Raw genomic sequence first — 24,425 nt, 5'->3', positions numbered from 1 at the left:
GGGGACTCAAACAGCGCCGTATTTCGCGGTGCTCTGTTTGACGCAGAAGGTTTTGGCTGCCTCAATGGAGTCGAGCTTCTCAATGCGCTCGGCAACGCAGTTGCAGGTGTCTTGCACCATGCCGGGGGGCGGCGTTTTACCCGCGGCCTTGAAGTCCGCATTCATCGCCCTGGAGCACTGGTTCTGAATGATCTGAACGACCATGTTCTGCGCCGAGACAGACGCAGGAACAAACAGGGCGCTGCCGCCGAGAACCACCACCCCGGCGGCGCGAGTCGCGAGTGAACGGACGTCAGTCAGGGGAGGGACCGGGCAGCTTCAACCTTGTGATAGCGACGCTGAGCCGGAAAGAACAGAGCTGTAGGGAAAGGACATTCCGCCCTAGGCGGGCTGAGCGTCCTGGGACTCAGCAACGACGTCTTCAAAGCTGGCGCGCCGTTGGGAATCGAGGTGTTCGATGTGTTTGCGCTCGTTGTAATAAAGGTCCTGAAAGCGCAGGGCATCGCTGTTGAGCTCGGCAAACATCGCCTCGATGCGGGTTTCCATGTCGAGGCTCTCGGCCGCCGCCTCAGCGGGAGGGGCCTGGGAGTCATCCAGCAGCCGGGCAATGCAGCGCTCAAGGGTCTCCAACCGCTGGCTGCTCCAGGCATCCAGGAGGTGACGGGCACGCTTCATGCTGCGCTGGCGCTCCAGTGCCGCGGTGGCCCCCCGCAGCTGCAGGGGGGGATTGCTCAAGGAGAGGCGTTGAACGTCACTGGGTTCCAGCAGTGGAGTTAAACGCCCCAGCAGTTCGCTGGGCAGGCCGGAGTCAGGATCGTCAGCCAGCAGCAACTGATCACTGAGCAGCCGCGGTAGATCCAGGTCGGCGAGCTCCGCACCGGACTCGCTGCCGCGGTTGATCGCCTCCAGGCGTCCAACCCCCAGGTTGTCCTCCTCCAGCGAACTGATCACCGCCCAAAGCTGGCGGTGGTGGGCAATGGCGAAGTCGTCGAGTTCGCGGCGCCGCAACTCGGCGCGAATCGGACCGCGATAGGTCGGGCAATGGAGATAGAGGCGCAGGACCTCGGCTTCAGCCCGCTCCCGCAGTCCGGCCTCACCGGGCTGCTCCCAACGGCGAGAGCGCCCATGCCAGCGCTGCCCTTTGACCTGCTGGCGCAGGTCGTCTTCCAACTGCAGAGCGAGCCGGGCCTGGCCGCCGCTGAGCCGTTCGGCCACCTGCTGGAGGTAACGGGAGCGAACGGCACTTGCGGGCAGCTTGCCCAAGAGGGCCACCAGCTCGGTCACCGCCTTTTGGAACTGATCGGCCTTGCTGAGGTCGCAGCCGTGCAGCACCTGGTCGATCTGCCAATCGAGCCAAAGGGGAGATTGATCGAGCAGGGAGCGGTAATCCGCTGCTCCGTGGTCCTTCAGAAATTCGTCGGGATCCTTGCCGCTGGGTAGGTGCAGCACCCGCAGTTCCAGCTGGCCCTGGAGGGCCAACTGCTCCACCTCGCCAATGGCCCGTTGGGCGGCCCGAACCCCGGCGCCATCGGCGTCGAAGTTCAGGATCAAGCGCTTGCCGTCGCAGCAACGGCAGAGCTGGGTGATCTGCTGATTGCTCAGCGCCGTGCCAAGCGCCGCCACCGCATTGGTGATGCCAGCCGCGTGGAGCGCGATGACGTCGAAGTAGCCCTCGACCACGACAGCGCGATCGGCCTTGCGAATCGCATTGACCGCCTTGTCGAGGCCAAAGAGGTGTTTGCCCTTCTCAAAGACCTCCGTCTCCGGAGAGTTCAGGTACTTGGGCTCTCCGCCATCCAGGCTGCGGCCGCCAAAGCCAATGATCCGACCTTGGCGATCCGCAATCGGCACCATCACCCGGTGGCGAAAACGGTCATAGAAGCCATCCCCTCCCCGGCGGGGCACCACCAGGCCTGCCGCCTCCAGCAGCTCCGGGCTCAACCCCTCCACCTGCTGGAGATGGCTCAACAGACCATCCCAACGCTCTGGGGCATACCCCAGGCCGAACCCCTCCAGGGTGGCCTCATCGAGACCGCGGCTGCGCTTGAGATAGTCGAGGGCCGCAGCGCCCTCGGGAGCTCGGAGTTGCGCGCGAAACCAACCGGCCGCCAAGGAGAGGGCCTTGTGGAGCTGATCGCGACGGGAGAGCTGCTGGCGCAGACGCTCCTGCTGCGGGCCCTCGAGGGTCTCGACCGGCAGCTGGTACTTACGCGCCAGCTCCAGGACCACGTCAGAGAAGCTCTGGCGCTGCAACTCCATCAAAAATTTGATCGAGTTGCCGCCGGCTCCGCAGGAGAAGCAGTAGTAGAACTGCTTCGCCGGTGAGACCGTCATCGACGGTGATTTGTCGTCGTGGAAGGGGCAAATCCCGACGAATTCCCTGCCCTTCTTTTTGAGCACAACGTGCTCACCCACCACATCGACGATGTCAGCGCGCTCTTTAACGGCCTCGATCGTGCGGGGATGGAGGCGAGGGACTGACACGCTCCGGGCGCAAGTGACGCTCCAGGATGGCAGGGCCGGCCTGTGGATGCTGTCCAGCACGCTGAGCTTCAGCCTGATGGGCGTCTGCGTGAAAGCGCTGGGCGGGCGCATCCCGGTGGCCGAAGTCGTCATGGCACGCTCAGCCATCAGCCTCGTGCTCAGCGTGGTGATGCTGCGGCAGGCGGGACTGGATCCCTGGGGTCAGCGCAAAGGACTTCTGGTCCTGCGCGGAGCCATTGGCACGGGTGCGCTGTTTTGTGTCTTTGCGGCCCTCGCCCAACTGCCCCTGGCTCCGGCCACGGTCCTCCAGTACCTGCAGCCGACCTTCACGGCACTGCTGGCTTGGTTGCTGCTGAAGGAGCGACTCGGGGCCAAGGTCTGGATCGCGGCGCTGTTGGGCTGGATCGCGGTCGTGATCCTCAGCAACCCAATGGAGCTCGCGAGCCTGCTCGGTCCCCTCGGCGGGGGCTGGCTCGGGGTCCAGGCCAACCCCTTGCCCTGGCCGGGTGTACTCCTGGCCCTGGCCGGAGCGATTCTCTCGGCCTGTGCCTATGTCAGTGTCCGCGCCCTCGGGCGCACAGAACACCCCCTGGTCATCGTCTTCTACTTCCCCCTGGTGGGGTTGCTGCTGACCGCCCCCTTGGTCCTGCTGGAGCCGGTGTGGCCCAACGCCTGGGAACTATTCGCCCTGGTGGGGGTGGGTCTGTTCACCCAGCTCGGACAGATCGGTATCACCAAAGGGCTATTGGGGATGCCGGCGGCACGGGCCACGGCGATGAGCTACGGCCAGGTTCCCCTGGCGGCGCTCTGGGGGTGGCTGCTGTTTCAGGAACCCCTGGATCCCGACACCACCACGGCCGCTCTGCTGGTGCTGGCCGCGACGCTCCTGAGCCTGAAGCCCGAACGCAGCAAAACCACCTAGCTCTGCTCGCCCTTCAGGGGAAGGGGATAGGTGAGCCAGTCCTGAGTGGCGCCGTCTTCACTGCCGCTGGGACGCGCCAAGCGCCAACTCTGACCGCGCTCACCCCGCTGGAGATAGAGGTCGAAGGCGCTGTCGACACGGATGGGATCACCGGCCAGACGCCAATCAAAGCGGCCGCTCAGATGAATGCCTTTGCCCCCGCCAATGGGGAGGCTCTCTTGGGATTCCACGCGAACGCGGCTGACCTGCGGCGGACCCGCGGCGTCCAGGGTCAGGGCATCGGCAATGGAGCGCTGGGTGAGGTCGATCTGCAGCGCCAAAGCCGAAAGAAGGACCTTCTGGGGCGGTTGACCGGAGCCCACACACCCGCCCAGCCCCAGGGCCAAGACCGCAGCCATGAGCAGGGCGAACCCCCAACTCAACAGGCGGGAAAGTGGAGCAAGGCGATCAGCCTGGGTGGTCAGACCGGGCAGCATGGAGAGCAGTAAGCGTCTCCCCATGATCGGCTGGCTGCAAGGGCAACTCGCCGATCGCTGGCATCTGAACAACCGATTCGGCGTTCTGCTGGTCTGTTCAGGGGTGGGCTACGAGGTGCAGATGCCCCGTCGGCACTGGGATCAGCTCGGCGGGAATGGCACCGAGACCTCCCTGCATGTGCACCAGGTCATCCGCGAGGACAGCTGGACGCTCTACGGGTTCTGTGCCCGCCATGAGCGCGATCTCTTCCGCGAACTGGTGGCCGTCAGCGGCATCGGCCCACAGATGGCCCTCGGCCTCTTGGGCCAGCTGAGTTGCGAAGAACTGGTGCGCGCGATCGTGCAGGCCGATCTGCGTCAGCTCTGCCAAGCACCCGGGGTGGGCAAACGCACCGCCGAGCGCCTCTCGGTGGAATTACGAACCCGGCTGCAGGCCCGCTACGGCGAGAGCCTGCAATTGAGCGCAGCCGATGACCTGCAGACCGGGGAGGCCGGAGAAGGTCCGGCGGAGGGGGTCCGGGAGGAGGTGCAGCTGACCCTGGCGGCCCTGGGCTACGAGGCACTGGAGATCAACCGAGCTCTGCGGGCCCTCAGCCTGCAGAGCCAAGACTTGGGCGAGGACGGCGACGCCTGGCTGCGGGAAAGCCTGCGTTACCTCTCCCGCGATGCGGCCTGAGGGGAGGCGGTCCCCTCGGGGAAGTAGGTTGGTTGTTTGCACCGTCAGGGCCAGACGCCACGCATGTCGCTCGACACCACCAAGAAACAGGAACTAATCAACGCTCACCAGACCCATGGCACCGACACCGGTTCCGTGGAAGTTCAGGTGGCGATGCTGAGCGAGCGCATCAGCAAGCTGAGTGGTCACCTGCAAGGCAACATCCATGACTTCTCGTCCCGCCAGGGTCTGCTGAAGATGATCGGCCGCCGCAAGCGCCTGCTCAGCTACCTGCGCAGCAACAGCGAGAAGCGCTATACCGACCTGATCCAAAAGCTGGGCATCCGCGGCTGAGATGGCAAACGAGGGGAAAAACCGCTCCCGTCCTCTGAAGGGCGGCGGCGGACTTGCTCCAAGCGTCCCCTCGAGCCAATCCCAAACGGCCACAGGCCGTTCCAAGCCGACCAACCCGCAAGCCATTCCACCTGCCGTCGCCAATCGCATGGCGCGACGTGTGGCCATCGCGACCGGCCTACCCACGGTGATGGGCATGGCCACCTTCATCGTGAGCTACGTGGTGGTCAGCCGTGGATTGATGGACATCCCCCCCGCCGCCACGCTGGTGACGTCAGGGGGGTTTTTCCTGTTGGGCCTGGTTGGATTGAGCTACGGGGTCTTGTCAGCCAGTTGGGAACCCACAGCCGGCAGCCTGCTGGGGTTCGAGCAACTGGGCGTGAACATCAGCCGCCTGCGCAGCTCGGTTAAGCGGCCACCAGCTTCGAGCTGAGGCGGGCCCGGAAGGCCTGAGCCTCCAGGCTGGTCAATGCGGCACGGCTGTCGCGGACGCAGAACTGGTGGCCCAGGCGCACATAACGAACTTGGCTTTGGTCCTTGACCATGGCCACCACGGGGACGCGAATACCGCCCTCGTCTTTTTCAGTGCGGTGCTGGTTGAGGCATTCCCGCAGCTTGTGCTGGATGGCAATGTCACTGGCCTGTTGGCCATCGAGTTCGACCACAAGGAACTGCAGCTCATCGATGACGCGGCAGTCATCAACGATCAGCTGCACCTGCTCATCACGCCGATCGACTGAGGCCCAAATCAAGAGGCGGGCATCCAGCATCAGGTGATCCGAGAGGCGGGCGTAGGTCTTCGGGAAGACCACGGCCTCACAACTGCCACTGAGATCCTCCAGCTGCAGGACCGCCATGCGATCCCCTTTGCGGGTGGTCACCGGTCGTAGGCCGGAGACCATACCCACCACACTGACCCGCGCCTTATCGGCTTGCTCCTCGAGGCCACCGAGGCCGACGGGTGAAAGCAGTTGAACCGGGCGGGTGAGCTGCTTGAGGGGATGATCCGAGAGGTAGAAGCCAACCAACTCCTTCTCAAGCCGCAGCTTCTCGGTCGGTGGGTAATCCTTCACCGGCGCCGCCTTCGGGGCCGTACTGAGATCGCCACCAGCTGCTGGCGTTGCATCGCTTGCATCGTCCGCCGGCGCCGCGAAGAGATCGAACAGGTTGCCCTGCCCGCTGGCCCGGTCACGGGCCCTGGAGGAAGCCCAGTCAATGATCAGATCCAAGTCCGCCATCAGCTGAGCCCGGTTGGCCTCGGGTTCGAGGGCATCCATGGCTCCGCAGTGGATCAGCGCTTCCAGGGAGCGACGGTTCAAGGTGGTGCCCGGGATCCGATCACAGAGATCCGCGAGGGACTTGAAGGGACCATCGCTGGCGCGGGTCTCGAGGAGGACACGAATCGCCCCCTCGCCAAGGTTTCGAACCGCCGACAGGCCAAAGAGGATGCGATCACCGACAGGGGTGAAGTCAATGCCCGAGGCGTTCACATCAGGGGGCATCACCTCAATCCCCATCGCATTGCAATTGGAGATGTAGCGCTGAATTTTGTCGGTGCTGCCGGCATTCACCGTGAGCAAAGCCGCCATGTAGGCCACTGGGTAGTGCGCCTTGAGGTATGCGGTCTGATAGGTCACCGCGCCGTAGGCGGTGGAATGGCTCTTGTTGAAGCAGTACTCGGCGAAGAGCACCATCTGATCGAAGAGCTCGTCGGCGATCTTGGCGTCAACGCCGCGCTCACTCGCGCCCTTCACAAAGATGTCTCGGTGCTTCTGCATCTCCGAGACCTTTTTCTTACCCATGGCCCGGCGCAACAAGTCCGCCTCGCCCAGGGAATAGCCCGCCAAATCCTGAGCGATCTTCATGATCTGCTCTTGGTAGACCATGATCCCGTAGGTCTCCTGCAGGATCGGCTCCAACTTGGCGTGGGCGAAATCGATCGCTTCGCGGCCGTGCTTGCGGTTGATGAATTTCGGGATCAACCCCGCATCGAGGGGACCGGGTCGGTAGAGGGCCAGGATCGAAGAGATGTCTTCCAGGGACGACGGCTTGAGGTCCCGCACGATCTGGCGCATCCCACTGGATTCCAACTGGAAGATGCCTTCGAGATCGCCGCGTGCCAGCAGGCCGAAGGTGCCTGGATCATCGAGTGGGAGCGCATCGGGATCAATGCTGACGCCAGAACTCTGTTGAACCAAATCGACGGTCTTGTCGATCATCGTGAGGTTCTTGAGGCCCAGGAAGTCCATCTTCAACAGGCCCATGGACTCCACGTCTTCCATGAAGTACTGGGTGATCACCTGCCCGTCGTTGTTGCGCTGCAACGGCACCACTTCATCGAGGGGATCCGCGGCAATGACGACACCAGCGGCATGGACGCCGAAGGTCTTGTTGGTCCCCTCAATGCGCATCGCCATGTCGACCCAACGCTTGACCGCGGGATCGCCGAGATATTTCTCGCGGAACTCAGGGGCCGGTGATTCCTCACCGATCATCTCTTTGAGCTTGGCGGGTTTGCCACGCACCACCGGGATCAACTTGGCGAGACGATCCGCATCGCCGTAGGGAATGTCGAGCACCCGGGCCACATCCTTGAGCACCGCCTTCGAGGTCATCCGGTTGAAGGTGATGATCTGAGCGACCTTGTCTTCGCCGTAGCGCTCCGTGACGTAGTCGATCACCTCGCCACGGCGTTCGATGCAGAAGTCCGTGTCGATATCAGGCATCGACTTGCGCTCGGGGTTCAAGAAGCGCTCAAACAGCAACCCGTTCGTGACCGGATCAATGTTTGTGATGCCCAGGGCGTAGGCCACCAGGGAGCCGGCGGCGGAACCACGGCCCGGTCCCACGGGAATGCCGTTGTCGCGGGCAAAACGGATGTAGTCCCAGACCACCAGGAAGTAGGTGGGGAACCCCATCTGTTCCATGACCTGCAGCTCGAAATCGAGCCGCTCGCCATAGGTGGAGTCAAAGCCACTCGCTTCGGGCAGGCCCAGACGCGCCCGCAGGCCCTGCTCGGTGACTTCCCGCAGGTAGCTGACCGGCGTGTGTCCCTCGGGGATCGGGAAACGGGGCATTTGATAGCGGCCCAGGATGTCGTAGTCCTCGACCTTCTCGGCCACCCGCGCCGTATTGGCCACGGCCTCGGCGACCACCTCAGGCTCCAGGTGGTCAGCGAAGAGACCGAGCATTTCCTGCTCGCTCTTGATGAATTCGGTGCCCGTGTAGCGCAGACGCTTTTCGTCGGTGACCAACTTGCCCGTCAAGACGCAGAGCAGGGCGTCATGGGCCTCCGCGTCATTGCTGGTCAAGTAGTGGGCGTCGTTGGTGGCCACCAACGGGATCCCCAATTCCTTCGAGATCTTCGCGATCTCCACATTGACGATCCGATCCTCCGGTGAGCCGTGGTCTTGGATCTCCAGGTAGAAGTCGTCGCCGAAGACCCCCTGGTACCAGCGGGCCACGTCGCGGGCGACATCGGGGCGATCCCGCAGGATCGCCTGGGGGATTTCACCACCGAGACAGGCGGTGGCAATGATCAACCCCTCGCTATAGCGCTCGAGGGTGGGTTTATCGATGCAAGCCCTGGAAAAGATGCCCCGACCACGCATGCCACGCAGGTGGCTGATGCTCGTCAGCTTCACCAAATTGCGATAGCCGACAGCGTTCTTGGCGAGAACAACCAGGTGGTAGCGGCGCTCTTTCTTCGGGGGATTGGGGTCATCAATGGAGCCATTGATGACATACATCTCATTGCCGATGATCGGCTTCACCGAGCTGCCGCGGCAAAGCTTCAAGAGCTCAATGGCGCCGTACATGACGCCGTGGTCGGTGAGGGCGATCGCTGGCATGCCCAGCTCCTCCGCCCGCTTCACCATGGCCGGCAGCTGACTCGCCCCATCCAGAAGGCTGTAGTCGCTGTGGTTGTGGAGGGGGACGAAGACCAAGCGCGAAGGGAGCGATGGAGCCAAGACTGGCACCAGGCTAAGCCGGCAACACCAGATTCAGGGCTCCGCTCGCCAGTTCATCAGGCCGACACGCCACCCCTAGTGATCAGGGCACCAGGGAAGCCTGGGGGCGCTTCTCCATCACCCGAGCGGCCTGCTCGTAGTGGTACGCGACCTGGAGCAGACGCTCCTCTTGCAGCACGCCCGTGATCAGCTGAACACCGATTGGTAGGCCCGCACCATCGAAGCCGCAGGGAAGACTGATGGCCGGCAAGCCCGCCATGTTCGCGGGGATCGTCAGCAGGTCGGCCAGATACATGGCCAGGGGGTCGTCCGCGTGGGCGCCAAAGCCAAACGCGGTGGTCGGTGAGGTGGGGGTCAGCAGCACATCGACCTGGCCAAAGGCCGCATCAAAGTCACGGCGGATCAGGGTCCGGACCTGCTGGGCCTTTTTGTAGTAGGCGTCGACGTAGCCGGCGGACAGGGCGTAGGTACCGATCAGAATGCGGCGCTTCACCTCATCGCCGAAGCCTTCGGCCCGGCTGCGGGAGGTCATTTCAGCCAGGCTCGCCGCGTCCTCGGCGCGATAGCCGTACTTCACACCGTCGTAGCGAGCCAGGTTGGCGGACGCCTCCGATGGGGCAATGACGTAGTAGGTCGCGATCCCGTCGTTGAAGCGTGGGCAGCTGACGTCGACGAGGTCACAGCCCAGGGCCTCGAGTTGGGCGGCGGCGGCCATCACCGAGGCCTTGACCTCCGGATGCAGTCCCTCCGCCTCAAAACATTCCCGAACGATGCCAACCCTGAGGCCCGCCACGGGCTGGGTCAATGCGGCGCGGTAATCGGGAACAGGGGCCTTCAGGCAGGTGGAATCACGGTGATCCTCGCCAGCGATCACCTGAAGCAATTCGGCCGCATCCGAGACGCTGTTCGCGAACGGGCCCACCTGATCCAGGGAGCTCGCGAAGGCGACCAAGCCATAACGGCTGACCCGTCCATAGGTGGGCTTGAGGCCAACGACCCCGCAGAAGGAGGCGGGCTGGCGAATGGAGCCACCGGTGTCCGATCCCAGGGATCCCACGCACTCGCCAGCCGCCACGGCGGCGGCACTGCCACCGGAACTGCCCCCAGGAACCTTCTCGATGTTCCAGGGGTTGCGGCTGGGGCCAAAAACTGAGGTCTCGGTGGAGCTGCCCATGGCGAACTCATCGAGATTGGTCTTGCCCAGCAACACCGCACCAGCGCCCCAAAGGCGATCGGTCACGGTGGATTCGTAGGGGGGGACAAAGTTCTCCAGCATCCGGCTGGAGCAGGTCGTGCGGATGCCCCGGGTGCAGAGGTTGTCCTTGATGGCCAAGGGGACACCGGCCAGCGGCGGAAGCTCGGCTCCAGAGGCCCTCAGGGCGTCGATCCGATCCGCGTCGGTCCTGGCCCGCTCCGCGGTGACCTCCGTGTAGGCATTGACGCTGGGTTCGACCGCCTCAATCCGGCTGAGGTGATGGTCGGTGAGCTCCCGGGCGGAGACATCGCCGCTCTTGAGCTGGTCGCGCCACTCGGCGATACCCATCAAACCCAGGTCCAAACCAAGGGTTGACGCTATCAGCCAACCCGAGGTGCCTCAGGGGCTCAGCCCTCTGCAGCGATGGTCAGCGGCTCGAACCGCCGGGTCTTGAGGAGGGTGTGGTTGATCTCTCCAGCCCCTTCACTGCGTAGATCCGCCAGGAACGGAGGAAGCGCCGCCTCCAGGCTGGTGCGCCGGATGTAGGGGCCGAACCAATAGGTCACGTCGGGCTGCCGGGTCTCAACCCGGGCCCACCAAGCCATCCCAAACCCGTTGGCAATGCTGCGCAGCGGTCGAAAAAGCGGGGTCATCCAGGCGGAAGGCGACAACGCCATTGTGGCTCCGGATTGGCCCAGCGCAGCAATCAGAGCTTGATGTCGGAGGAGAACGTCGCGGAGGGATCAGAGCCGTCGGCCTGATCCGGGCTGGGCGGGGCCTCAGCCTGCAGATCAGCCATCACATCAGCAACGATCTGCTCAGCCCGGGCCTCTTCGGCGGGGCTGAGGGTCAGCTCAACCTCACTGGCCTCACTGACGCTGTCCTCTTCAGGGAGCTCCAGGGGGGGCGGTGTGGGCATTTGCGGGCGCACGATCCGTGGTGCTGGAGCAGCGCCAGAGATTTTCTGCATCCAACCGCGGCGGGCGACTTCGTAGAGCACCATCGCGGTGGCCACCGAAGCGTTGAGGCTGGGAGTCGCACCTCGGATCGGAATCCGCACCAACTGATCGCAGTGCTTGCGGGTCAGCATCGAGAGGCCATCACCCTCCGAGCCCGTCACCACCACCAAGGGACCATCTAGATCGGCCTCGCTCAGGGCAACGCTGCCCTCACCGGCCAGGCCGATCACGCGATAGCCCTCGTTCTTGAGGCTGTCGAGGGCCCGGTTCAGATTGACCACGCGGGCCACCGGGAGGTGCTCCAGGGCACCGGCGGCGACCTTGGCGACCGAACCCGTCAGGCCAGCACTGCGCCGCTGCGGCAGCACCAAACCATGGGCTCCGAGCGCCTCGGCGCTGCGGACGATCGCCCCGAGGTTGTGGGGATCGGTGATGCCGTCGAGGGCCATCAACAGGGGCGGCTCCCCCAGGTCACGGCAACCATCAATCAAGCTGCCCAAATCCAAGGTGTCGGCCGCAGCGGCCTGCATGACGATGCCCTGGTGAACCGCACCGTTGGTCAGCTGACCCAGGCGGGACCAGGTGACCTCCTCCACCAAGACACCGCCGGACTTGGCTTCGCGCAGCAGCTGCAGGAAACGGGGCTGGAAGCGCATCTCAGGGGTGCACCAGATGCGGTGCACAGGCCGGCCGCTTTCGAGGGCCGCTAAGGCGGCATGGCGCCCCCAGATCAGGTCATCGGCGGGATAAGCGTTGAAGCGTTCGGCTTCACCAACCGGGACCTCAACGGCGATGGGTTTGGCCTGATCGCGGTCGCGGCTGAAGGGCTTGCGGCCACCACGCTGATCCTCACGACCTCCCCCAAAACGGCCCTTACCGCCATCCCGACCACCGTCCGAACCACCATCGCGGTAGCGATCTGCACCGCGCCCCTTCAGGAACGGGCGGCCCTGGGGGCGGGCACCACGACGCTCGGGTCGGCTCGAGGCATCACCGCGGCCCTCCGGACGGCCCTCAGAGCGAGAAAAGCGCTCACGCCCCTGGCCGGCTCCTCCGCGCTCCTCCCCGTCAGGGCGCCATTCACCGCGGGGTGAGAAGGGACGGGAGGAACCTCCGCGGAAACCGGGACGGCCACCGGGCCTGCCGCCAGGACGGCCTGCGGGACGCCCACCGGCGCGATAACCAGGACGGCCACCGCCGCCCTCTTCACCGCCACCAAAGCGGTCGCCACCAAAGCGGTCGCCACCGCGCGCGGAGCCATAGCGCTCGCCGCCCCGATCAGAGCCGAAGCGGTCGCCGCGGCGGTTCCCACCGGAACGTTCACCACTAAATCGCCCGCCGGAACGGGGTGGTTTGCCTCCACCAGAGCCCGAACGCTGGTCATTACGACGATCAAAACGAGGGCTCATGGTTGTCAGGCAAAGGGGTTATCAGTCGGCGTCCTCGAGTTCTGCCAGCAGCTGTGCAAGGCGGCTGGGGTTCTGCAGAAAGAGCCAGCCCACCATTGTCTCAAATCCCGTGGCCTTCCCATAGACACCCGCCCCCCCTTTGCGAGGCCCCCGGCCCGCTTTATTGCGGCCTTTGCGCACCCACTCGAGTTCCTCCTCCCGAAGGAAGCCCTTTTCTTGCAGGCGATCGAGCGCATGGGCTTGGGCATCAGCACGGACGTCCGCAACGACAGCCCGATGCAAATCAGCACTCCGGCCGGGTTGGCGGCAGCGGCGCATGCGCTGGTGCAGTTCCCAGACGGCATCTCCGAGCCAGGCCAATTGCAGGGGACCCAACTCGCCGGGCCATCCCGGCGCTTGGAGTTGGGTCAACCAGGCGGCCGAATCAGGCGGCGATGGATCCGAGGGCGGTGTTGAGGTCGGGCTGGAGATGGAGGAACTCCTCAAGCCTTACCAGTTTCACCGTCTGCACGACCCGGGCATTGCCAACCACCAAGAACTGGATCTTCTGGTCATTGCAGTGCTTCGCGAACTGCACCAGAGCCCCAAGACCGGAGGAATCGATGAAATCGATCTTGCTCAGGTCCAGGACCAGCGGCTGGGGAGTGCTGGTGAGGTGGTCGTTGATGAACGCGAGAAATTGCTTCTCGGAGTACGCATCCAACTGCCCGGTGAAACTGAACAGAAGACATCCGTCCTGCTGTTCAAAACCACCGCGGAGAGAGACGGTCAATCGCTGCAGATCAGTGATGGCTGCTGACCTCTGACGTCACTGGCGATCGCAGTGTAGTGAGGGTTTTCGAAACGGGCAGGACCGAAACAAAGTTCGATCGATCAGTTCCGGCGCTCCCGCATCAACGTGGCAAACCGACCGAAATGATGGTCCGCGTCGTGGGGCCCCGGACTGGCCTCGGGGTGGTACTGAACGCCGAAGATCGGCTTCTGGCGGTGGGCAAATGCCGCCACGGTCCGGTCGTTCAAATTCAAATGGGTTACCTCCATTTGATCGGCCGGTAGGGAGTCCGCATCCAGGGCAAAGCCGTGGTTTTGGCTGGTGATCTCCACAACACCGGTGGTGCCGCAGGGGTGGTTCAGGCCGCGGTGGCCGTAGCCCAGCTTGAAGGTGGTCCCGCCGAGGGCTAGGCCCAGGATCTGGTGTCCGAGGCAAATGCCGAACAAAGGAAGGTTGTTGTGCTCCACCAGGGACTTGGCCAGGGCAATCCCACTGGTCACGGCCGACGGATCACCAGGACCATTGGAGAGGAAGACGCCCTCGGGCTGGCGCTCCAATACTTGCTCCACGGTCGCGTCAGCCGGGAGAACCGTGACATCACAGCCATGGGCGACCAGCCGCTCGAGAATCGCCCGCTTGATCCCAAAGTCAATGGCCACCACCTTGTACGGGGTAGCGGGGTTCTGCTGCAGGCGTTGATCGAAGCTCGCCGGACAGAGCGAGGACCAGCTGTAGGGCTCGCGGGTTGAGACGTCCTTCGCCAGGTTCAAGCCCGCCATCGAAGGCATAGCCCGCACCCGCTCAAGCAGTTGTTGCGGTGTGCTGCCATCGCTGCTGATGGCGCCATTCATCGCTCCGCCTTCACGGAGGTGACGAACCAAGGAGCGGGTGTCGATGCCGGAAATGCCGACCACACCGTGTTCCTGCAACCAGGCCTCCAGGCTTCCCTCGCTGCGCCAGTTGCTCTCGGTGGGGGCCAGCTGACGGGCAATCACCCCGCGCACATGGGGAGCATCCGCCTCCTGATCGCTGCTGTTGACCCCGGTGTTGCCCAGCTCGGGGTAGGTGAAGGTGACCAATTGCCCGGCATAGCTGGGGTCAGTCATGACCTCCTGGTAGCCGGTCATGCCGGTGTTGAACACCACTTCGCCCAGGGCCGTTGCTTTGGCGCCGAAGGCCTCACCACGCAACACCAGTCCATCCGCCAACACAAGGAGGGCCGGTTGAGGGGTCGCTGCGCTGCTCATGCCGTCATCATCCCGTAAGGGTTTTCTACGCCAGGGCCTGCCGGAGGCTGAGGAGCTTGGTGTGGGCGCTGCCGCTCTCCATGGCCGCTTGGGCCTTCGGCAAGGCCGCCTCCACGGACTCAGCGAGGCCGGCCGCCCAAATCACCAGGGCCGCATTGAGCGCAACGACGTCCTGCTGCGCCTGGGTGCCCTGTCCCTGGAGCACCGCCTCGAGAATGCGGGCGTTGTCCTCGAGCTCGCCGCCGCGCAGGGCCTCCATTGGAGCAAGGCTGAGGCCCAAGGACTGGGGATCCAGGCGTTGCCGCTCCACCTGGCCGCCTCGAATCAAGCGCAACTCGCTGGGACCAGAGAGAGAGGCTTCATCCAGTCCGCCATGGCCAAAGACCACCACCGCACGGCTGCAGCCCAGGCGGGCCAGTGCATCAGCCATGGGATCGAGCAGATCCGCCGCTCCGACCCCGAGGACCTGGAAGTCAGGCCGAAGGGGATTCACCAGGGGACCCAAGAGGTTGAAGACCGTCCGCACCCCGAGGGCCCGGCGCAGTGGGGCCAGTCCCACCAACGCCGGATGCCAGCCCGGGGCAAACAGAAAGCTCACCCCAGCCGCGTTCAAGGCCTGAACCACCTGATGGGTTGGCGCTTTGAGGTTCAAACCGACGGCTTCGAGCACGTCGGCGGAGCCCACCTTGCCGCTGGCGCTGCGGTTGCCATGCTTCGCCACCTGAGCACCACAGGCGGCAGCGACGAAGGCCACAGCGGTTGAGATATTGAAGGTGTTGGCCCCATCGCCACCGGTTCCGCAGGTGTCGACCAAGGGCAAATCAGGGCGTGCGCAGGGAAGCGGAGCGGCGGCCCGCAACACCTCCGCCATCGCGGCCAGTTCTTCACCGTTGACCCCCTTGGCCCTGAGGGCCGCCAGCAGGGCCCCGGTCTGGACGGGCTCCAGTTCCTCAGAGAGCCACGCCTCCATCAAGCCCTTGGCCTGGGCGGCCTCCAAGGACTCACCGCGCAGCAGTTGATCGAGCAGGGCTGGCCAGGACTGGGGGGCGGACATCAAGAGGCGAAATCAGAGGTGGTGTCTAGCAAGACCGTGATTTAAGGACTGTCCTGATCGGACGTATCGAACCCAGAGCCCACGGCCTGGGGCGCCGCCTCGGCCCCGGGGCGATAGCCGGCAGCCCAGATCGCTCGCGTGCGCTGATGCAACTGTTCGAGGCTCAGTCCCCAGAGCCGCAAGGTCTTGTGCAGATCCTCCTGAAGATCCAAGGCCCCGGGGAATCCCTCGTAGCGCATGAGCAGGCGCCCGAGCTCAACGAGATCGGCATCAGCGGGAGCCTTCGTCGCCAGTAACCGGTCCACCAGATCACGGTCGGTGGGATACAAAGGATGAATCTGTGGGTTCTCGTCCATCGACCCGAAGGAGGAAGCGCCGGCACAGCATCGCTCAACAACGCTGTTCTGGGGTCGCTGCCTAGGTTGGCGAAACCTTGCCTTGATCCATGGCGGCGATCCGCTTCGGTCTGATCCAGCGCTACCTGCGGCCCTACCGCCGCACGGTGCTGTTGGGCGTCGCCGCCTTGGTGGTCGTCAACCTTCTGAGCGTCACCATCCCCCTGATGGTCCGGGGGGTGATCGATGACCTCCAGGACGGGTTCACATACAGCGACGTCCTGCGCCAGGCCGGGATCATCGTCCTACTGGCGACCGTGATGGGCGGCGTCCGGCTGCTCTCACGGATGCTCGTCTTTGGCGTCGGCCGGCAGGTCGAGGCCCAGCTGAAGCAAAAAATCTTTGACCACATGCTCCGCCAGGAGCCCGGGTGGATTCAGAGCACCGGTAGCGGTGAAGTGATCAGCCGGGCCACCAGCGACGTGGAGAACGTCCGGCGTCTGTTGGGTTTCGCCGTCCTGAGCCTGACGAACACAGCCCTGGCCTATGCCCTGACGCTGCCGGCAATGCTGGCGATCGACCCTCTGCTCAGCCTCGCAGCGGTTGGCCTTTACCCCTTGATGCTGGTCACCGTCCGCCTCTTCGGCGGCCGAATGATGCGCCAACAGCGCCGGCAGCAGGAAGCCCTGGGGGAATTGAGCGATCTGATCCAAGAGGACCTCTCGGGCATCAGCGCCATCAAGATCTACGGCCAAGAGCGCACGGAGCGCGAAGCATTCGAGCGGCGCAACAAGCGCTACCGGGATGACGCGCTGCAACTCGCCCGGACGCGCAGCACGCTCTTCCCGCTGCTGGAGGGGATTTCATCGATCAGCCTGCTGCTCTTACTCGCCCTGGGGAGCGGACAGCTGGAAAGCGGCCGGCTCTCGATCGGTGACCTCGTCGCCTTGATCCTGTATGTGGAGCGCCTGGTCTTCCCGACGGCCCTGCTGGGCTTCACCCTCAACACCTTCCAGACGGGTCAGGTCTCTCTGGAGCGGGTCGAAGAACTGCTGCGCCGGACACCCCGCATCCAATCACCGGCGACGCCCCGGCCGGTTCCGCAGCGCACGGGAAGCCAGGCCGCTGGGATCGAAGCGCGCGGCTTGACCCTGCGTTATCCCGATGCGGAGCGAAACACCCTTAAGGACGTCAATTTCCGTTTAAGCCCCGGCGAGCTCGTGGCGGTCGTCGGACCGGTTGGCTGCGGCAAAACCACCTTGGCCAGGGCCCTCGGCCGCATGGTGGAGGTGCCCGAGGGGCAGCTCTTTCTCGATGGGACCGACATCACGGCGCTCGAGCTTGAGCAGCTGCGCCAGCAGGTCGCCTTGGTACCCCAGGAGGGTTACCTCTTTACTGCGACCCTCGCTGACAACCTGCGCTACGGGGACCCCGACGCTGATCAGTCCCGCGTGGAGCAGGCCGCCGAGCAAGCCCGGCTTGCCGCCGACGTGCGCGGATTCCCCGATCGCTACGACACCTTGGTGGGGGAGCGCGGGATCACCTTGAGTGGTGGCCAACGCCAACGCACGGCCCTGGGCCGCGCCCTGCTCGTTCAAGCGCCCCTGCTCGTGCTGGATGACGCGTTGGCCAGCGTCGACAACAACACCGCCGCCGAGATCCTGAGCTCGATTCGAGGCCAACAGGATCGGACGGTCTTGATGATCAGTCACCAGCTCTCCGCGGCGGCAGCCTGCGACCGGATTTTGGTTCTGGATGAAGGACGCCTCGTTCAAGAGGGGCACCACAACGCCCTGCTGGAGCAACCGGGCACCTACAGGCGCCTTTGGGAACGGGAACAGGCCGAGGAGCAGCTCAGCCGGGTGGCTTAACGGAGAACATCGTTCTCGCAACAACAGCAGACAACCAAGGCAGCGCTCGCTTAGCTGGGGAGTACCGCCCCGCTGAGCGCCCAATGCTCACCAGCACTGCCTACCGCCTGCGCTGCACCCTGACGTTTGGCGACATCTACGGCCAGATCCTGATTTGGATGTTGGTGATCTTCGTCAGCCTGGCGGCTGGCTTAGCCCTGATGGGCACAAGCAAGCCGATGGTGGCGCTGGTTGGAGTTGGGCTGATCCTCGTGTTGTCGCTGCCCTTCCTGCTGTTTGCGTTCACCACGACGCTGCTGAATCACATCGCCCTGGAACCCACTTCGGCAGAGGGCTGAACTTCCTAGGCTCGGGCCAGCAAAGGCTTCTATGGTGTTCGGACTGTTCCAGGGCATGGGTGGATCAAAGGCAAACCTGATCGCACCCGAAGCGGCCCTGCCCGGGCGCCCGGATCCGATCGCAACCTCCGAGCGCCACGTCGTGCTCGGTACGGCACTGAAAGCACCATTGAGCACCAGCCAACAGGAAGCCCTGTTTGGCTGCGGCTGCTTCTGGGGGGCCGAGAAGGGCTTCTGGCGACTGCCGGGCGTGATCACCACCGCCGTCGGTTACGCCGGCGGCTTCACCCCCAATCCCAGCTACGAGGAGGTCTGCTCGGGCCGCACGGGCCACACCGAAGTGGTCCGGGTGGTCTGGGATGTGAATGCCGTTGATTTCAGCGATCTCCTGAAACTGTTCTGGGAATGCCACAACCCCACCCAGGGCATGGCCCAAGGGAATGACACCGGGACCCAGTACCGCTCCTCGATCTACGTCAACGAACCCAAGCTCCTCGAGGTCGCTGAAGCCTCCCGTGATCGCTACCAAGAGCTGCTGAATAGCTCCGGCAAAGGAGCCATCACCACGGAGATCGCTCTGGGTAAACCCCTTTTCTTCGCGGAGGGTTACCACCAGCAGTACTTGGCCCGCCCGGGTAGCCGCCCCTACTGCTCCGCTCAACCCCAGGGCGTCTTGCTCGATCAACAGTGGGAAGGCTGTCACTACCAACTCCCCGCTGGGGTTTGGGAGCACTACGACTGGAGCGTCAGCCACTGCGTCCTGCGGGGAGACATAAGCCCCATCCGCCTCTAATGCTTGGTTTCGCCTTTATGATCGCCCAAGCCATGCAGTCCCCTTGGTGGGAGGACTACGGGATCAAAGATCGGTACCTCTGCCATGACAAGGGCATGCTCGTGATCGAGCGGAACCAATCTCAGGCCTCCATGATCAGCGGCGGCTACCGCAGAACCTTCTTCCGCCTGCAGAGCAATGAACCCGGGGTCCGCTACAGCAGCGATGGCATGGAAATGATCCTGCGCGGCGATGAACTCACCCTGGAGCAACTGCCGATGCGCATCCAGTGTTTGCGGGTGGATCAAGTCTGATGAATCCGTTGCCCGACCGCACCGTGATCATCGGCATGCTGGCCACCCTCGGGCTGGTCTTCGCCCTGGTCTTTTGGTACATCCGCTTAGCGCCAAGCACCGAAGCGCCGATGCTCTGGAAAGACCAACCCGCTCTGGAGAGCCCCAAGCCGCTCCAAGGTCGCCCAGCTGACTTGATCTAAGGCGGACAGCTCTGCCGCTGCCCCCCTTGGGGGAGAGCGTGGGTTGCGGAACAATGGCGCCGGCGCTGACGCGGAGCCAAGACCCATCACCGAATCGGCTGACACCAACGCCCCTCGGCAACTGCACCCCTTGCCCCGTGGCCTGGTGGAGCTCTACGGGCTGTTGGCCGTGCTGTTTGTGCTCGTGCCGGAGTGGATGGCGGATGGGGCCCTCTCCAGCCTGAAACCAGGCCGTGTCGGCAGTGCTTTGCCACCCACTGCTACCGCTTGGCAGAAGGTGCCTGAACTGCGCCTGGCCTCGATGAACCTGCGGGAGTTGAGGGAGCTCGCCCGCGCCCTCCGCCTCTGGGGTTATGCCGGGTTAAACCGCGAGCAACTGACCCGCCGGATGCTGCGCAAAATCCGCTCCAGACGCGGGAAAGCGCTGTGATAACTTCTTTCTCGCCGGGGCGTAGCGCAGCTTGGTAGCGCACCACTTTGGGGTAGTGGGGGTCGTGGGTTCAAATCCCGCCGCTCCGATTTGATCACCGGCAATGCCACACCGACCACCTCCCCCAGAGGTGGTTTTTTTGTGCCGAGTCCAAGGACGGAAGGCTCCAATCCGTGCTGTCGGACTAGAGGCGCGTATGGACGTGGTAGCCCTCTAACCAGCGGTTGACGCGGGGCCGCAAACCCGGGGGGACCTCTTCCAGCAATTGAGACAACTCCAGGGCTGCGAGGCGGTGAAGCTCACGCACATCCACATGCCACAGCGCTTCGGCTTCCCGGATTAAGCGGGCCCAGGTACGGCTGCGCTGCCAGCGCTGGACCTTGCTGTGCGCGCAAGGCCTGGAGGGATGACCACGGGCGTGAGCGGACATGGAAAGGACCAGAGCTCACCCACCACGATGGGGAGCCCCCATGGCAAGTCATCGAAATGAGCGGGTCCGCTTCCTGTTGCTGAAGCAAATCAGGCGCTCTGCCGCTCGCCTGGGTCATCCACCGGTGCCACCGGGAACGGCAGCAATGCGACCTCCCGTTCCGAAAGACGACGACTCCAGGCGCCAGTCACCGGCTGGTTCCAACGGAATCCAGCCTCCCGGGCCTTATGCCGTTCCTCGTAGGACAGGCGAGCGCGGTAGAGGCGACGGGGCTCCATCGCCTGAACCAGGAGATCCTCCAAGTCCACGCAGCGCTCAAAGACCTGCGCCAGATAGATGCAGTCCGTCAAAGCCCGGTGGGCCGCCCACACCGGGACGCCGTAGGCCAAGGCCAAATCACGCACCGACGGGGTTGATCGCAGCTGGCGGTCCTGGGGCCAACGGATGTCCTCCATCGAACAAAGCCAGGGCTTGTTGAGGGCTGGCAGGGAACCGAGGCCAAACCACTGCTTGTCGAAGGCGGCGTTGTGGGCCAAGAGCAAATCAGCGGCTTCGACCATGGCCTCAAAGCAGGCCAAACCGGCCTGCCAGGGTTGCGTCCGCTGGGTGAGGGCGGGTGCGATCCCATTCACCGCTTCAGCGGCGTTGCTCTGGCAGGGCATCAGAAAGGAGACCTGACTCAGCACGGAGCGGTCCGGAACCGAGAACAGGACGGCCCCAACTTCGATGCACTGGTGTTGCTCTGGGGAGAGTCCCGTGGTCTCGGTGTCGAGGATCAGCAGACGCTGCGGTGCTCCTACAGCTGCCACAGGCTCGGGAGCCGGTTCAGGAGCCTGCTCAGACCGGGCAGGGGGCTCAGGAACGGACTCGATGGCCGACACCGGTTCGTCAGCAGGCTCTGGCTTGGTCTGAGCAGGGCCACCCACCAGGCTGAGCAGGTCGACCTGCTCCCAGGCGGAGAACGACTGTTGGTCGTCCATCTCGGCGTCGCCCCTGGCCATCACCACCTCTGCAGTGCCCCCATGATCCCAGCCCTGGCCAGCCCCTCCCTAGGGTTTGCCCATATGTTGGATTGGCCTTGGCTCAAGCCCTACAAAGCGGAGATCGCGCTCCCCTGATCGCCCTGCAGGATCAGAACGGGGTTGAGCGCCGCAGCGACCAGTTGGCCGGCAAGTCCCTGGTGCTCTTCTTCTATCCCAAGGACGACACCCCCGGCTGCACGATGGAAGCCTGCGCCTTCCGCGACAGCTACGCCGATTTGCAGGCCTTGGGGGCCGAGGTTTGGGGGGTCAGCGGCGACAACGCCGGCAGTCATCAACGCTTCGCCAGCCGCCACAACCTCCCCTACCCCTTGCTGGTGGACCAAAACAACCAGCTGCGCAAGGCCTTTGGCGTCCCTGGCGTTCTCGGTCTGCTGCCCGGCCGGGTCACCTATGTGATCGACGGCGAGGGGGTGGTGCGCCACGTCTTCAACAACCTCCTGGACGGGCCGGCCCATCGCCGCGAAGCCCTGGAGTGCCTGAAGCGCCTGCAGGCCGCGTGAACTGGCGTCAGCGGGGAAGTCTCTGGTGCTGGAGCCCTCCCTACCCCCAGGGGCTGATCGAGTTCATCGGCGGCAGCTACCTCGCGGCGACACCGCAGATCAGTTACCGGCGTCTACTCGAGGCTTTGGCGCGCCGGGGCATGGCCATCCACGCTTGGAGCTATGTCCCCGGCTTTGACCATCAGGCCCAGGCCAATGAAGCCTGGAGGACCTTCCGCCAGCGGCGCGATCCTGATCAGCCCCCACCGTTGAGGCTCGGCCACAGCCTGGGCTGCAAGCTGCACCTGCTGGCACCCGACAACGGACGAGGCTGCAGCGCCCTGGCGGCCATGAGCTTCAACAACTTCTCGGCCGAACGCAGCGTTCCACTCCTCGCCGAGCTCGGACCGGCCCTCGGGGTGACCAGTGAATTCAGTCCATCCCCCGAGGAGACCCTGCGGCTGATTGAGCGGAATTACAAACAGGCCAACACGCTGCTGGTGCGCTTTAAGAGCGACCAACTGGACCAGAGCCCGCGGCTTCTGCAGGTGCTCCAACAGCGCAGCCGAGACCACTCGCAGTTGATCGAGCGAGCTGGCGATCACCTCACCCCGGCCAGCGCAGGACTACGCCAAAACCTGCTGGGTGGGTGGGCCGATGATCCAGCCCGGCAGAGGGAACTGGATCAATTGGCCGAGCAACTGCTGCAGTGGTGGAAGGGCCTGACTCAGACCCGCAACTGATCGAGGACTGAGCGATCCTCGAGGGTTGAGGTATCGCCGCTGACCTCCTGACCGGCGGCCAGGGAACGCAGGATTCGGCGCATGATCTTGCCGCTGCGGGTCTTCGGAAGGGCGTCGCTGAACTTGATCACATCCGGGCGGGCAATCGGACCGATCTCCTTGCCCACGTGGCTGCGCAGCTCTGCGATCAACGCGTCGTCACCGCTGCGGCCGGCCTCAAGGGTGACGAAGGCGACGATGCCCTCACCCTTGAGATCGTCCGGGCGACCCACCACCGCGGACTCCGCCACGGCGGGGTGGCTCACCAGAGCGCTCTCAATTTCCATCGTTCCGAGACGGTGGCCACTGACGTTGATCACGTCGTCGACCCGGCCCATCACCCAGAAGTAGCCATCGGCATCGCGCCTGGCGCCGTCCCCGGCGAAATAGATGTGGGAGCCATCAGCCGGGCGAATCTCCTCCCAGTAGCTCTTGCGGAAGCGGTCGGGATCACCGTGGACGGTGCGCATCATTCCCGGCCAAGGACGGCGGACAGCGAGGTACCCCCCTTGATCGGCTCCTTGGGAGTTGCCGTCATGGTCGACGATGTCTGCCTGAATCCCAGGAAGGGGCAGGGTCGCGGAACCCGGCTTCGTCGGGGTCGCTCCCGGAAGTGGGCTGATCATCACCCCACCGGTTTCTGTCTGCCACCAGGTGTCGACGATCGGGCAACGACCGCCGCCGATGACATCGCGATACCAGATCCAGGCCTCCGGATTGATCGGCTCACCCACGGTGCCCAGGATCCGCAGGGAACTCATGTCGTACTGATCGGGCACCTCACGGCCGCTCTTCATGAAGGCGCGAATCGCCGTCGGTGCGGTGTAGAAGATCGTGCAGCGGTGTTTCTGGATCAGTTCCCAGAAGGCACCCGGGTTGCTCGGGCGGGGTGCGCCCTCGTACATCACCGTCGTCGCCCCGTTGGAGAGGGGGCCATAGACGATGTAGCTGTGTCCCGTGATCCAGCCCACGTCCGCCGTGCACCAGTGCACGTCGTCTTCGCGGATGTCGAAGATCCACTGGAAGGTCAGGTGGGCCCAGAGGTTGTAACCGGCGGTGGTGTGCACGACACCCTTCGGTTTCCCCGTGGAGCCAGAGGTGTAGAGGACAAAGAGGCGGTCCTCGCTCTCCATCGGCTCGGCCGCGCAGTCGCTGCTCTGGCCAGCCACGAGCTCATGCCACCAGTGGTCACGGCCGGACTCCATCGCACAACCGGAGTCGATGCGCTGGACGACCAGAACATGCTCGACGCTGGGGGCACCGCCTTTGGCCGCTAGGGCCTCATCAACGGCGGGCTTCAGGGGAACGGGTTTGTCCTTGCGGAAACCACCATCTGCGGTGATGACCGCTTTGGCTTCGCCGTCGATCAGCCGATCGCGCAGGGCATCAGCGGAGAAACCACCGAAGACCACGGAATGGGGTGCGCCGATGCGGGCACAGGCCAACATCGCAATGGCGGCCTCGGGCACCATCGGCATGTAGAGCGCGACGAGGTCGCCCTTACCGATGCCGAGGGCCTTGAGGGCATTGGCGGCTTTGCAGACTTCCGCATGCAATTCGCGGTAGCTGAAGCGGCGCACATCGCCCGGTTCGCCCTCCCAGATCAGGGCTGTTTTCTCCGCCCGGGGGCCGCTCAGATGGCGGTCCAAACAGTTGTACGAGAGGTTGGTTTGTCCCCCCTCAAACCAGCGAGCAAAGGGGGGATTGCTCCAATCGAGAACCGTCTCAAACGGCTTGAACCAATGCAGCTCCTGGCGTGCCGCCTCACCCCAGAAGGCATCGGGATCGGCCTCCGCACGGGCCGCCAGATCGCGATAGGCCTGCAGGGAGCTGATCCGAGCCGCTGCGGAGAGCGCTGCCGGTGGATCAAACACCCGCGCCTCATTCAGCACCGATTCGATCCCGGTCTCGGACATGGGCCAGCGACAACGCAATGGAGCCATTCAAGCGA

At 64.3% G+C, this 24,425-nt stretch carries 27 protein-coding genes and 1 tRNA gene; 13 read left to right on the top strand and 15 right to left on the bottom strand.

The window, feature by feature from the left end; translation table 11 throughout:
• Positions 1 to 6 precede the first annotated feature (6 nt).
• Complete coding sequence (locus tag H0O22_RS02995; protein WP_255439436.1) at positions 7 to 261, bottom strand: hypothetical protein; 255 nt, start codon at positions 259 to 261, stop codon at positions 7 to 9.
• A gap of 120 nt (positions 262 to 381) precedes the next feature.
• On the bottom strand, positions 382 to 2,484 hold the full coding sequence (gene dnaG / locus H0O22_RS02990; RefSeq protein WP_185187552.1) for a DNA primase: 2,103 nt from the start codon (positions 2,482 to 2,484) through the stop codon (positions 382 to 384).
• Positions 2,485 to 2,530: 46 nt separating this feature from the next.
• On the opposite strand from dnaG, the gene H0O22_RS02985 reads away from it, so the two are divergent.
• Positions 2,531 to 3,406 (top strand): DMT family transporter, encoded by an 876-nt coding sequence (locus H0O22_RS02985; RefSeq protein ID WP_185187551.1) that lies wholly within the window; start codon positions 2,531 to 2,533, stop codon positions 3,404 to 3,406.
• Here H0O22_RS02985 and H0O22_RS02980 read toward each other — a convergent pair.
• Positions 3,403 to 3,882, bottom strand: a complete 480-nt coding sequence (locus H0O22_RS02980) for a hypothetical protein (protein ID WP_185187550.1) — start codon at positions 3,880 to 3,882, stop codon at positions 3,403 to 3,405. The two genes, H0O22_RS02985 and H0O22_RS02980, sit on opposite strands and share 4 nt — an antisense overlap.
• Positions 3,883 to 3,904: 22 nt before the next feature.
• Here H0O22_RS02980 and ruvA point away from each other — a divergent pair, with 22 nt between their 5' ends.
• The 3 genes from ruvA to H0O22_RS02965 all read left to right on the top strand — a co-directional run bounded on the left by ruvA (position 3,905) and on the right by H0O22_RS02965 (position 5,324).
• Positions 3,905 to 4,558 carry a Holliday junction branch migration protein RuvA gene (ruvA, locus tag H0O22_RS02975; RefSeq protein ID WP_185187549.1) on the top strand — a complete coding sequence of 218 codons (654 nt, stop codon included), beginning with the start codon at positions 3,905 to 3,907 and terminating at the stop codon, positions 4,556 to 4,558.
• Positions 4,559 to 4,621: 63 nt separating this feature from the next.
• The gene (rpsO, locus tag H0O22_RS02970) at positions 4,622 to 4,891 is read left to right on the top strand and encodes a 30S ribosomal protein S15 (protein WP_185187548.1); all 270 of its coding nucleotides are present in this window, start codon (positions 4,622 to 4,624) and stop codon (positions 4,889 to 4,891) included.
• A 1-nt stretch (position 4,892) separates the two neighbouring features.
• Entirely contained in the window at positions 4,893 to 5,324 is a 432-nt protein-coding gene (locus tag H0O22_RS02965; RefSeq protein ID WP_185187547.1) for a PAM68 family protein, read from the top strand.
• On the opposite strand, the gene H0O22_RS02960 is transcribed toward H0O22_RS02965, so the two are convergent.
• The 9 genes from H0O22_RS02960 to H0O22_RS02920 all read right to left on the bottom strand — a co-directional run bounded on the left by H0O22_RS02960 (position 5,299) and on the right by H0O22_RS02920 (position 15,854).
• A complete protein-coding gene (locus H0O22_RS02960; protein WP_185188261.1) occupies positions 5,299 to 8,838 on the bottom strand; it encodes a DNA polymerase III subunit alpha in 3,540 nt (1,179 codons plus the stop codon). The genes H0O22_RS02965 and H0O22_RS02960 overlap by 26 nt on opposite strands.
• Before the next feature lie 106 nt (positions 8,839 to 8,944).
• The gene (gatA, locus tag H0O22_RS02955; protein WP_185187546.1) at positions 8,945 to 10,405 is read right to left on the bottom strand and encodes an Asp-tRNA(Asn)/Glu-tRNA(Gln) amidotransferase subunit GatA; all 1,461 of its coding nucleotides are present in this window, start codon (positions 10,403 to 10,405) and stop codon (positions 8,945 to 8,947) included.
• Positions 10,406 to 10,464: 59 nt separating this feature from the next.
• Positions 10,465 to 10,710, bottom strand: a complete 246-nt coding sequence (locus H0O22_RS02950) for a DUF1816 domain-containing protein (protein WP_185187545.1) — start codon at positions 10,708 to 10,710, stop codon at positions 10,465 to 10,467.
• Between the two features lie 53 nt (positions 10,711 to 10,763).
• Entirely contained in the window at positions 10,764 to 12,425 is a 1,662-nt protein-coding gene (gene rlmB, locus H0O22_RS02945; RefSeq protein WP_185187544.1) for a 23S rRNA (guanosine(2251)-2'-O)-methyltransferase RlmB, read from the bottom strand.
• 21 nt (positions 12,426 to 12,446) lie between these two features.
• Positions 12,447 to 12,743 (bottom strand): ribonuclease III domain-containing protein, encoded by a 297-nt coding sequence (locus H0O22_RS02940; RefSeq protein WP_255439543.1) that lies wholly within the window; start codon positions 12,741 to 12,743, stop codon positions 12,447 to 12,449.
• 106 nt (positions 12,744 to 12,849) lie between these two features.
• Positions 12,850 to 13,197, bottom strand: coding sequence for an STAS domain-containing protein (locus tag H0O22_RS02935; RefSeq protein WP_185187543.1), 348 nt, complete (start codon positions 13,195 to 13,197; stop codon positions 12,850 to 12,852).
• A 101-nt stretch (positions 13,198 to 13,298) separates the two neighbouring features.
• Positions 13,299 to 14,444, bottom strand: a complete 1,146-nt coding sequence (gene carA, locus H0O22_RS02930; protein ID WP_185187542.1) for a glutamine-hydrolyzing carbamoyl-phosphate synthase small subunit — start codon at positions 14,442 to 14,444, stop codon at positions 13,299 to 13,301.
• 25 nt (positions 14,445 to 14,469) lie between these two features.
• Positions 14,470 to 15,498: an anthranilate phosphoribosyltransferase gene (gene trpD / locus H0O22_RS02925; RefSeq protein ID WP_185187541.1), complete on the bottom strand. Its 1,029-nt coding sequence runs from the start codon at positions 15,496 to 15,498 to the stop codon at positions 14,470 to 14,472.
• 41 nt (positions 15,499 to 15,539) lie between these two features.
• Positions 15,540 to 15,854, bottom strand: coding sequence for a DUF3288 family protein (locus H0O22_RS02920; RefSeq protein ID WP_185187540.1), 315 nt, complete (start codon positions 15,852 to 15,854; stop codon positions 15,540 to 15,542).
• 89 nt (positions 15,855 to 15,943) lie between these two features.
• Here H0O22_RS02920 and H0O22_RS02915 point away from each other — a divergent pair, with 89 nt between their 5' ends.
• The 7 genes from H0O22_RS02915 to H0O22_RS02885 all read left to right on the top strand — a co-directional run bounded on the left by H0O22_RS02915 (position 15,944) and on the right by H0O22_RS02885 (position 19,829).
• The gene (locus H0O22_RS02915) at positions 15,944 to 17,704 is read left to right on the top strand and encodes an ABC transporter ATP-binding protein (RefSeq protein ID WP_185187539.1); all 1,761 of its coding nucleotides are present in this window, start codon (positions 15,944 to 15,946) and stop codon (positions 17,702 to 17,704) included.
• An 83-nt stretch (positions 17,705 to 17,787) separates the two neighbouring features.
• Positions 17,788 to 18,042, top strand: coding sequence for a hypothetical protein (locus H0O22_RS02910; RefSeq protein ID WP_185187538.1), 255 nt, complete (start codon positions 17,788 to 17,790; stop codon positions 18,040 to 18,042).
• A gap of 31 nt (positions 18,043 to 18,073) precedes the next feature.
• Positions 18,074 to 18,835: a peptide-methionine (S)-S-oxide reductase MsrA gene (gene msrA / locus H0O22_RS02905; protein WP_370521466.1), complete on the top strand. Its 762-nt coding sequence runs from the start codon at positions 18,074 to 18,076 to the stop codon at positions 18,833 to 18,835.
• 32 nt (positions 18,836 to 18,867) lie between these two features.
• Positions 18,868 to 19,128, top strand: a complete 261-nt coding sequence (locus H0O22_RS02900; protein ID WP_255439434.1) for a hypothetical protein — start codon at positions 18,868 to 18,870, stop codon at positions 19,126 to 19,128.
• On the top strand, positions 19,128 to 19,310 hold the full coding sequence (locus tag H0O22_RS02895; RefSeq protein WP_185187536.1) for a hypothetical protein: 183 nt from the start codon (positions 19,128 to 19,130) through the stop codon (positions 19,308 to 19,310). The genes H0O22_RS02900 and H0O22_RS02895 overlap by 1 nt, the downstream gene beginning before the upstream one ends.
• An 85-nt stretch (positions 19,311 to 19,395) precedes the next feature.
• Positions 19,396 to 19,740, top strand: coding sequence for a Rho termination factor N-terminal domain-containing protein (locus tag H0O22_RS02890; protein WP_255439541.1), 345 nt, complete (start codon positions 19,396 to 19,398; stop codon positions 19,738 to 19,740).
• Between the two features lie 15 nt (positions 19,741 to 19,755).
• A tRNA-Pro gene (locus H0O22_RS02885) sits at positions 19,756 to 19,829 on the top strand.
• Positions 19,830 to 19,924: 95 nt separating this feature from the next.
• Here H0O22_RS02885 and H0O22_RS02880 read toward each other — a convergent pair.
• Together H0O22_RS02880 and H0O22_RS02875 are read right to left on the bottom strand one after the other, a co-directional pair.
• On the bottom strand, positions 19,925 to 20,170 hold the full coding sequence (locus H0O22_RS02880) for a hypothetical protein (RefSeq protein WP_185187535.1): 246 nt from the start codon (positions 20,168 to 20,170) through the stop codon (positions 19,925 to 19,927).
• Positions 20,171 to 20,259: 89 nt separating this feature from the next.
• Positions 20,260 to 21,171, bottom strand: a complete 912-nt coding sequence (locus H0O22_RS02875; RefSeq protein ID WP_185187534.1) for a 3'-5' exonuclease — start codon at positions 21,169 to 21,171, stop codon at positions 20,260 to 20,262.
• 77 nt (positions 21,172 to 21,248) lie between these two features.
• Here H0O22_RS02875 and H0O22_RS02870 point away from each other — a divergent pair, with 77 nt between their 5' ends.
• On the top strand, positions 21,249 to 21,713 hold the full coding sequence (locus H0O22_RS02870; protein WP_185187533.1) for a peroxiredoxin: 465 nt from the start codon (positions 21,249 to 21,251) through the stop codon (positions 21,711 to 21,713).
• Positions 21,710 to 22,435, top strand: a complete 726-nt coding sequence (locus tag H0O22_RS02865) for a DUF1350 family protein (protein ID WP_185188257.1) — start codon at positions 21,710 to 21,712, stop codon at positions 22,433 to 22,435. The genes H0O22_RS02870 and H0O22_RS02865 overlap by 4 nt, the downstream gene beginning before the upstream one ends.
• Here H0O22_RS02865 and acs read toward each other — a convergent pair.
• Positions 22,420 to 24,390: an acetate--CoA ligase gene (gene acs / locus H0O22_RS02860; RefSeq protein ID WP_185187532.1), complete on the bottom strand. Its 1,971-nt coding sequence runs from the start codon at positions 24,388 to 24,390 to the stop codon at positions 22,420 to 22,422. The two genes, H0O22_RS02865 and acs, sit on opposite strands and share 16 nt — an antisense overlap.
• Between the last annotated feature and the right edge of the window lie 35 nt (positions 24,391 to 24,425).

Source organism: Synechococcus sp. LTW-R (genome assembly GCF_014217875.1).
GTDB lineage: Bacteria > Cyanobacteriota > Cyanobacteriia > PCC-6307 > Cyanobiaceae > Vulcanococcus.
This window is presented reverse-complemented; position numbering and strand designations above follow the sequence as displayed.

Coding starts and splice junctions, on each gene's coding strand:
- H0O22_RS02985 (WP_185187551.1), top strand. CDS start 2,531: ATGCTGTCCAGCACGCTGAGCTTCAGCCTGATGGGCGTCTGCGTGAAA.
- H0O22_RS02980 (WP_185187550.1), bottom strand. CDS start 3,882: ATGCTGCCCGGTCTGACCACCCAGGCTGATCGCCTTGCTCCACTTTCC.
- ruvA (WP_185187549.1), top strand. CDS start 3,905: ATGATCGGCTGGCTGCAAGGGCAACTCGCCGATCGCTGGCATCTGAAC.
- rpsO (WP_185187548.1), top strand. CDS start 4,622: ATGTCGCTCGACACCACCAAGAAACAGGAACTAATCAACGCTCACCAG.
- H0O22_RS02965 (WP_185187547.1), top strand. CDS start 4,893: ATGGCAAACGAGGGGAAAAACCGCTCCCGTCCTCTGAAGGGCGGCGGC.
- gatA (WP_185187546.1), bottom strand. CDS start 10,405: ATGGGTATCGCCGAGTGGCGCGACCAGCTCAAGAGCGGCGATGTCTCC.
- H0O22_RS02950 (WP_185187545.1), bottom strand. CDS start 10,710: ATGACCCCGCTTTTTCGACCGCTGCGCAGCATTGCCAACGGGTTTGGG.
- rlmB (WP_185187544.1), bottom strand. CDS start 12,425: ATGAGCCCTCGTTTTGATCGTCGTAATGACCAGCGTTCGGGCTCTGGT.
- H0O22_RS02940 (WP_255439543.1), bottom strand. CDS start 12,743: ATGCGCCGCTGCCGCCAACCCGGCCGGAGTGCTGATTTGCATCGGGCT.
- carA (WP_185187542.1), bottom strand. CDS start 14,444: ATGAGCAGCGCAGCGACCCCTCAACCGGCCCTCCTTGTGTTGGCGGAT.
- trpD (WP_185187541.1), bottom strand. CDS start 15,498: ATGTCCGCCCCCCAGTCCTGGCCAGCCCTGCTCGATCAACTGCTGCGC.
- H0O22_RS02920 (WP_185187540.1), bottom strand. CDS start 15,854: ATGGACGAGAACCCACAGATTCATCCTTTGTATCCCACCGACCGTGAT.
- H0O22_RS02915 (WP_185187539.1), top strand. CDS start 15,944: ATGGCGGCGATCCGCTTCGGTCTGATCCAGCGCTACCTGCGGCCCTAC.
- H0O22_RS02910 (WP_185187538.1), top strand. CDS start 17,788: ATGCTCACCAGCACTGCCTACCGCCTGCGCTGCACCCTGACGTTTGGC.
- msrA (WP_370521466.1), top strand. CDS start 18,074: ATGGTGTTCGGACTGTTCCAGGGCATGGGTGGATCAAAGGCAAACCTG.
- H0O22_RS02900 (WP_255439434.1), top strand. CDS start 18,868: ATGCAGTCCCCTTGGTGGGAGGACTACGGGATCAAAGATCGGTACCTC.
- H0O22_RS02895 (WP_185187536.1), top strand. CDS start 19,128: ATGAATCCGTTGCCCGACCGCACCGTGATCATCGGCATGCTGGCCACC.
- H0O22_RS02880 (WP_185187535.1), bottom strand. CDS start 20,170: ATGTCCGCTCACGCCCGTGGTCATCCCTCCAGGCCTTGCGCGCACAGC.
- H0O22_RS02875 (WP_185187534.1), bottom strand. CDS start 21,171: ATGGCCAGGGGCGACGCCGAGATGGACGACCAACAGTCGTTCTCCGCC.
- acs (WP_185187532.1), bottom strand. CDS start 24,390: ATGTCCGAGACCGGGATCGAATCGGTGCTGAATGAGGCGCGGGTGTTT.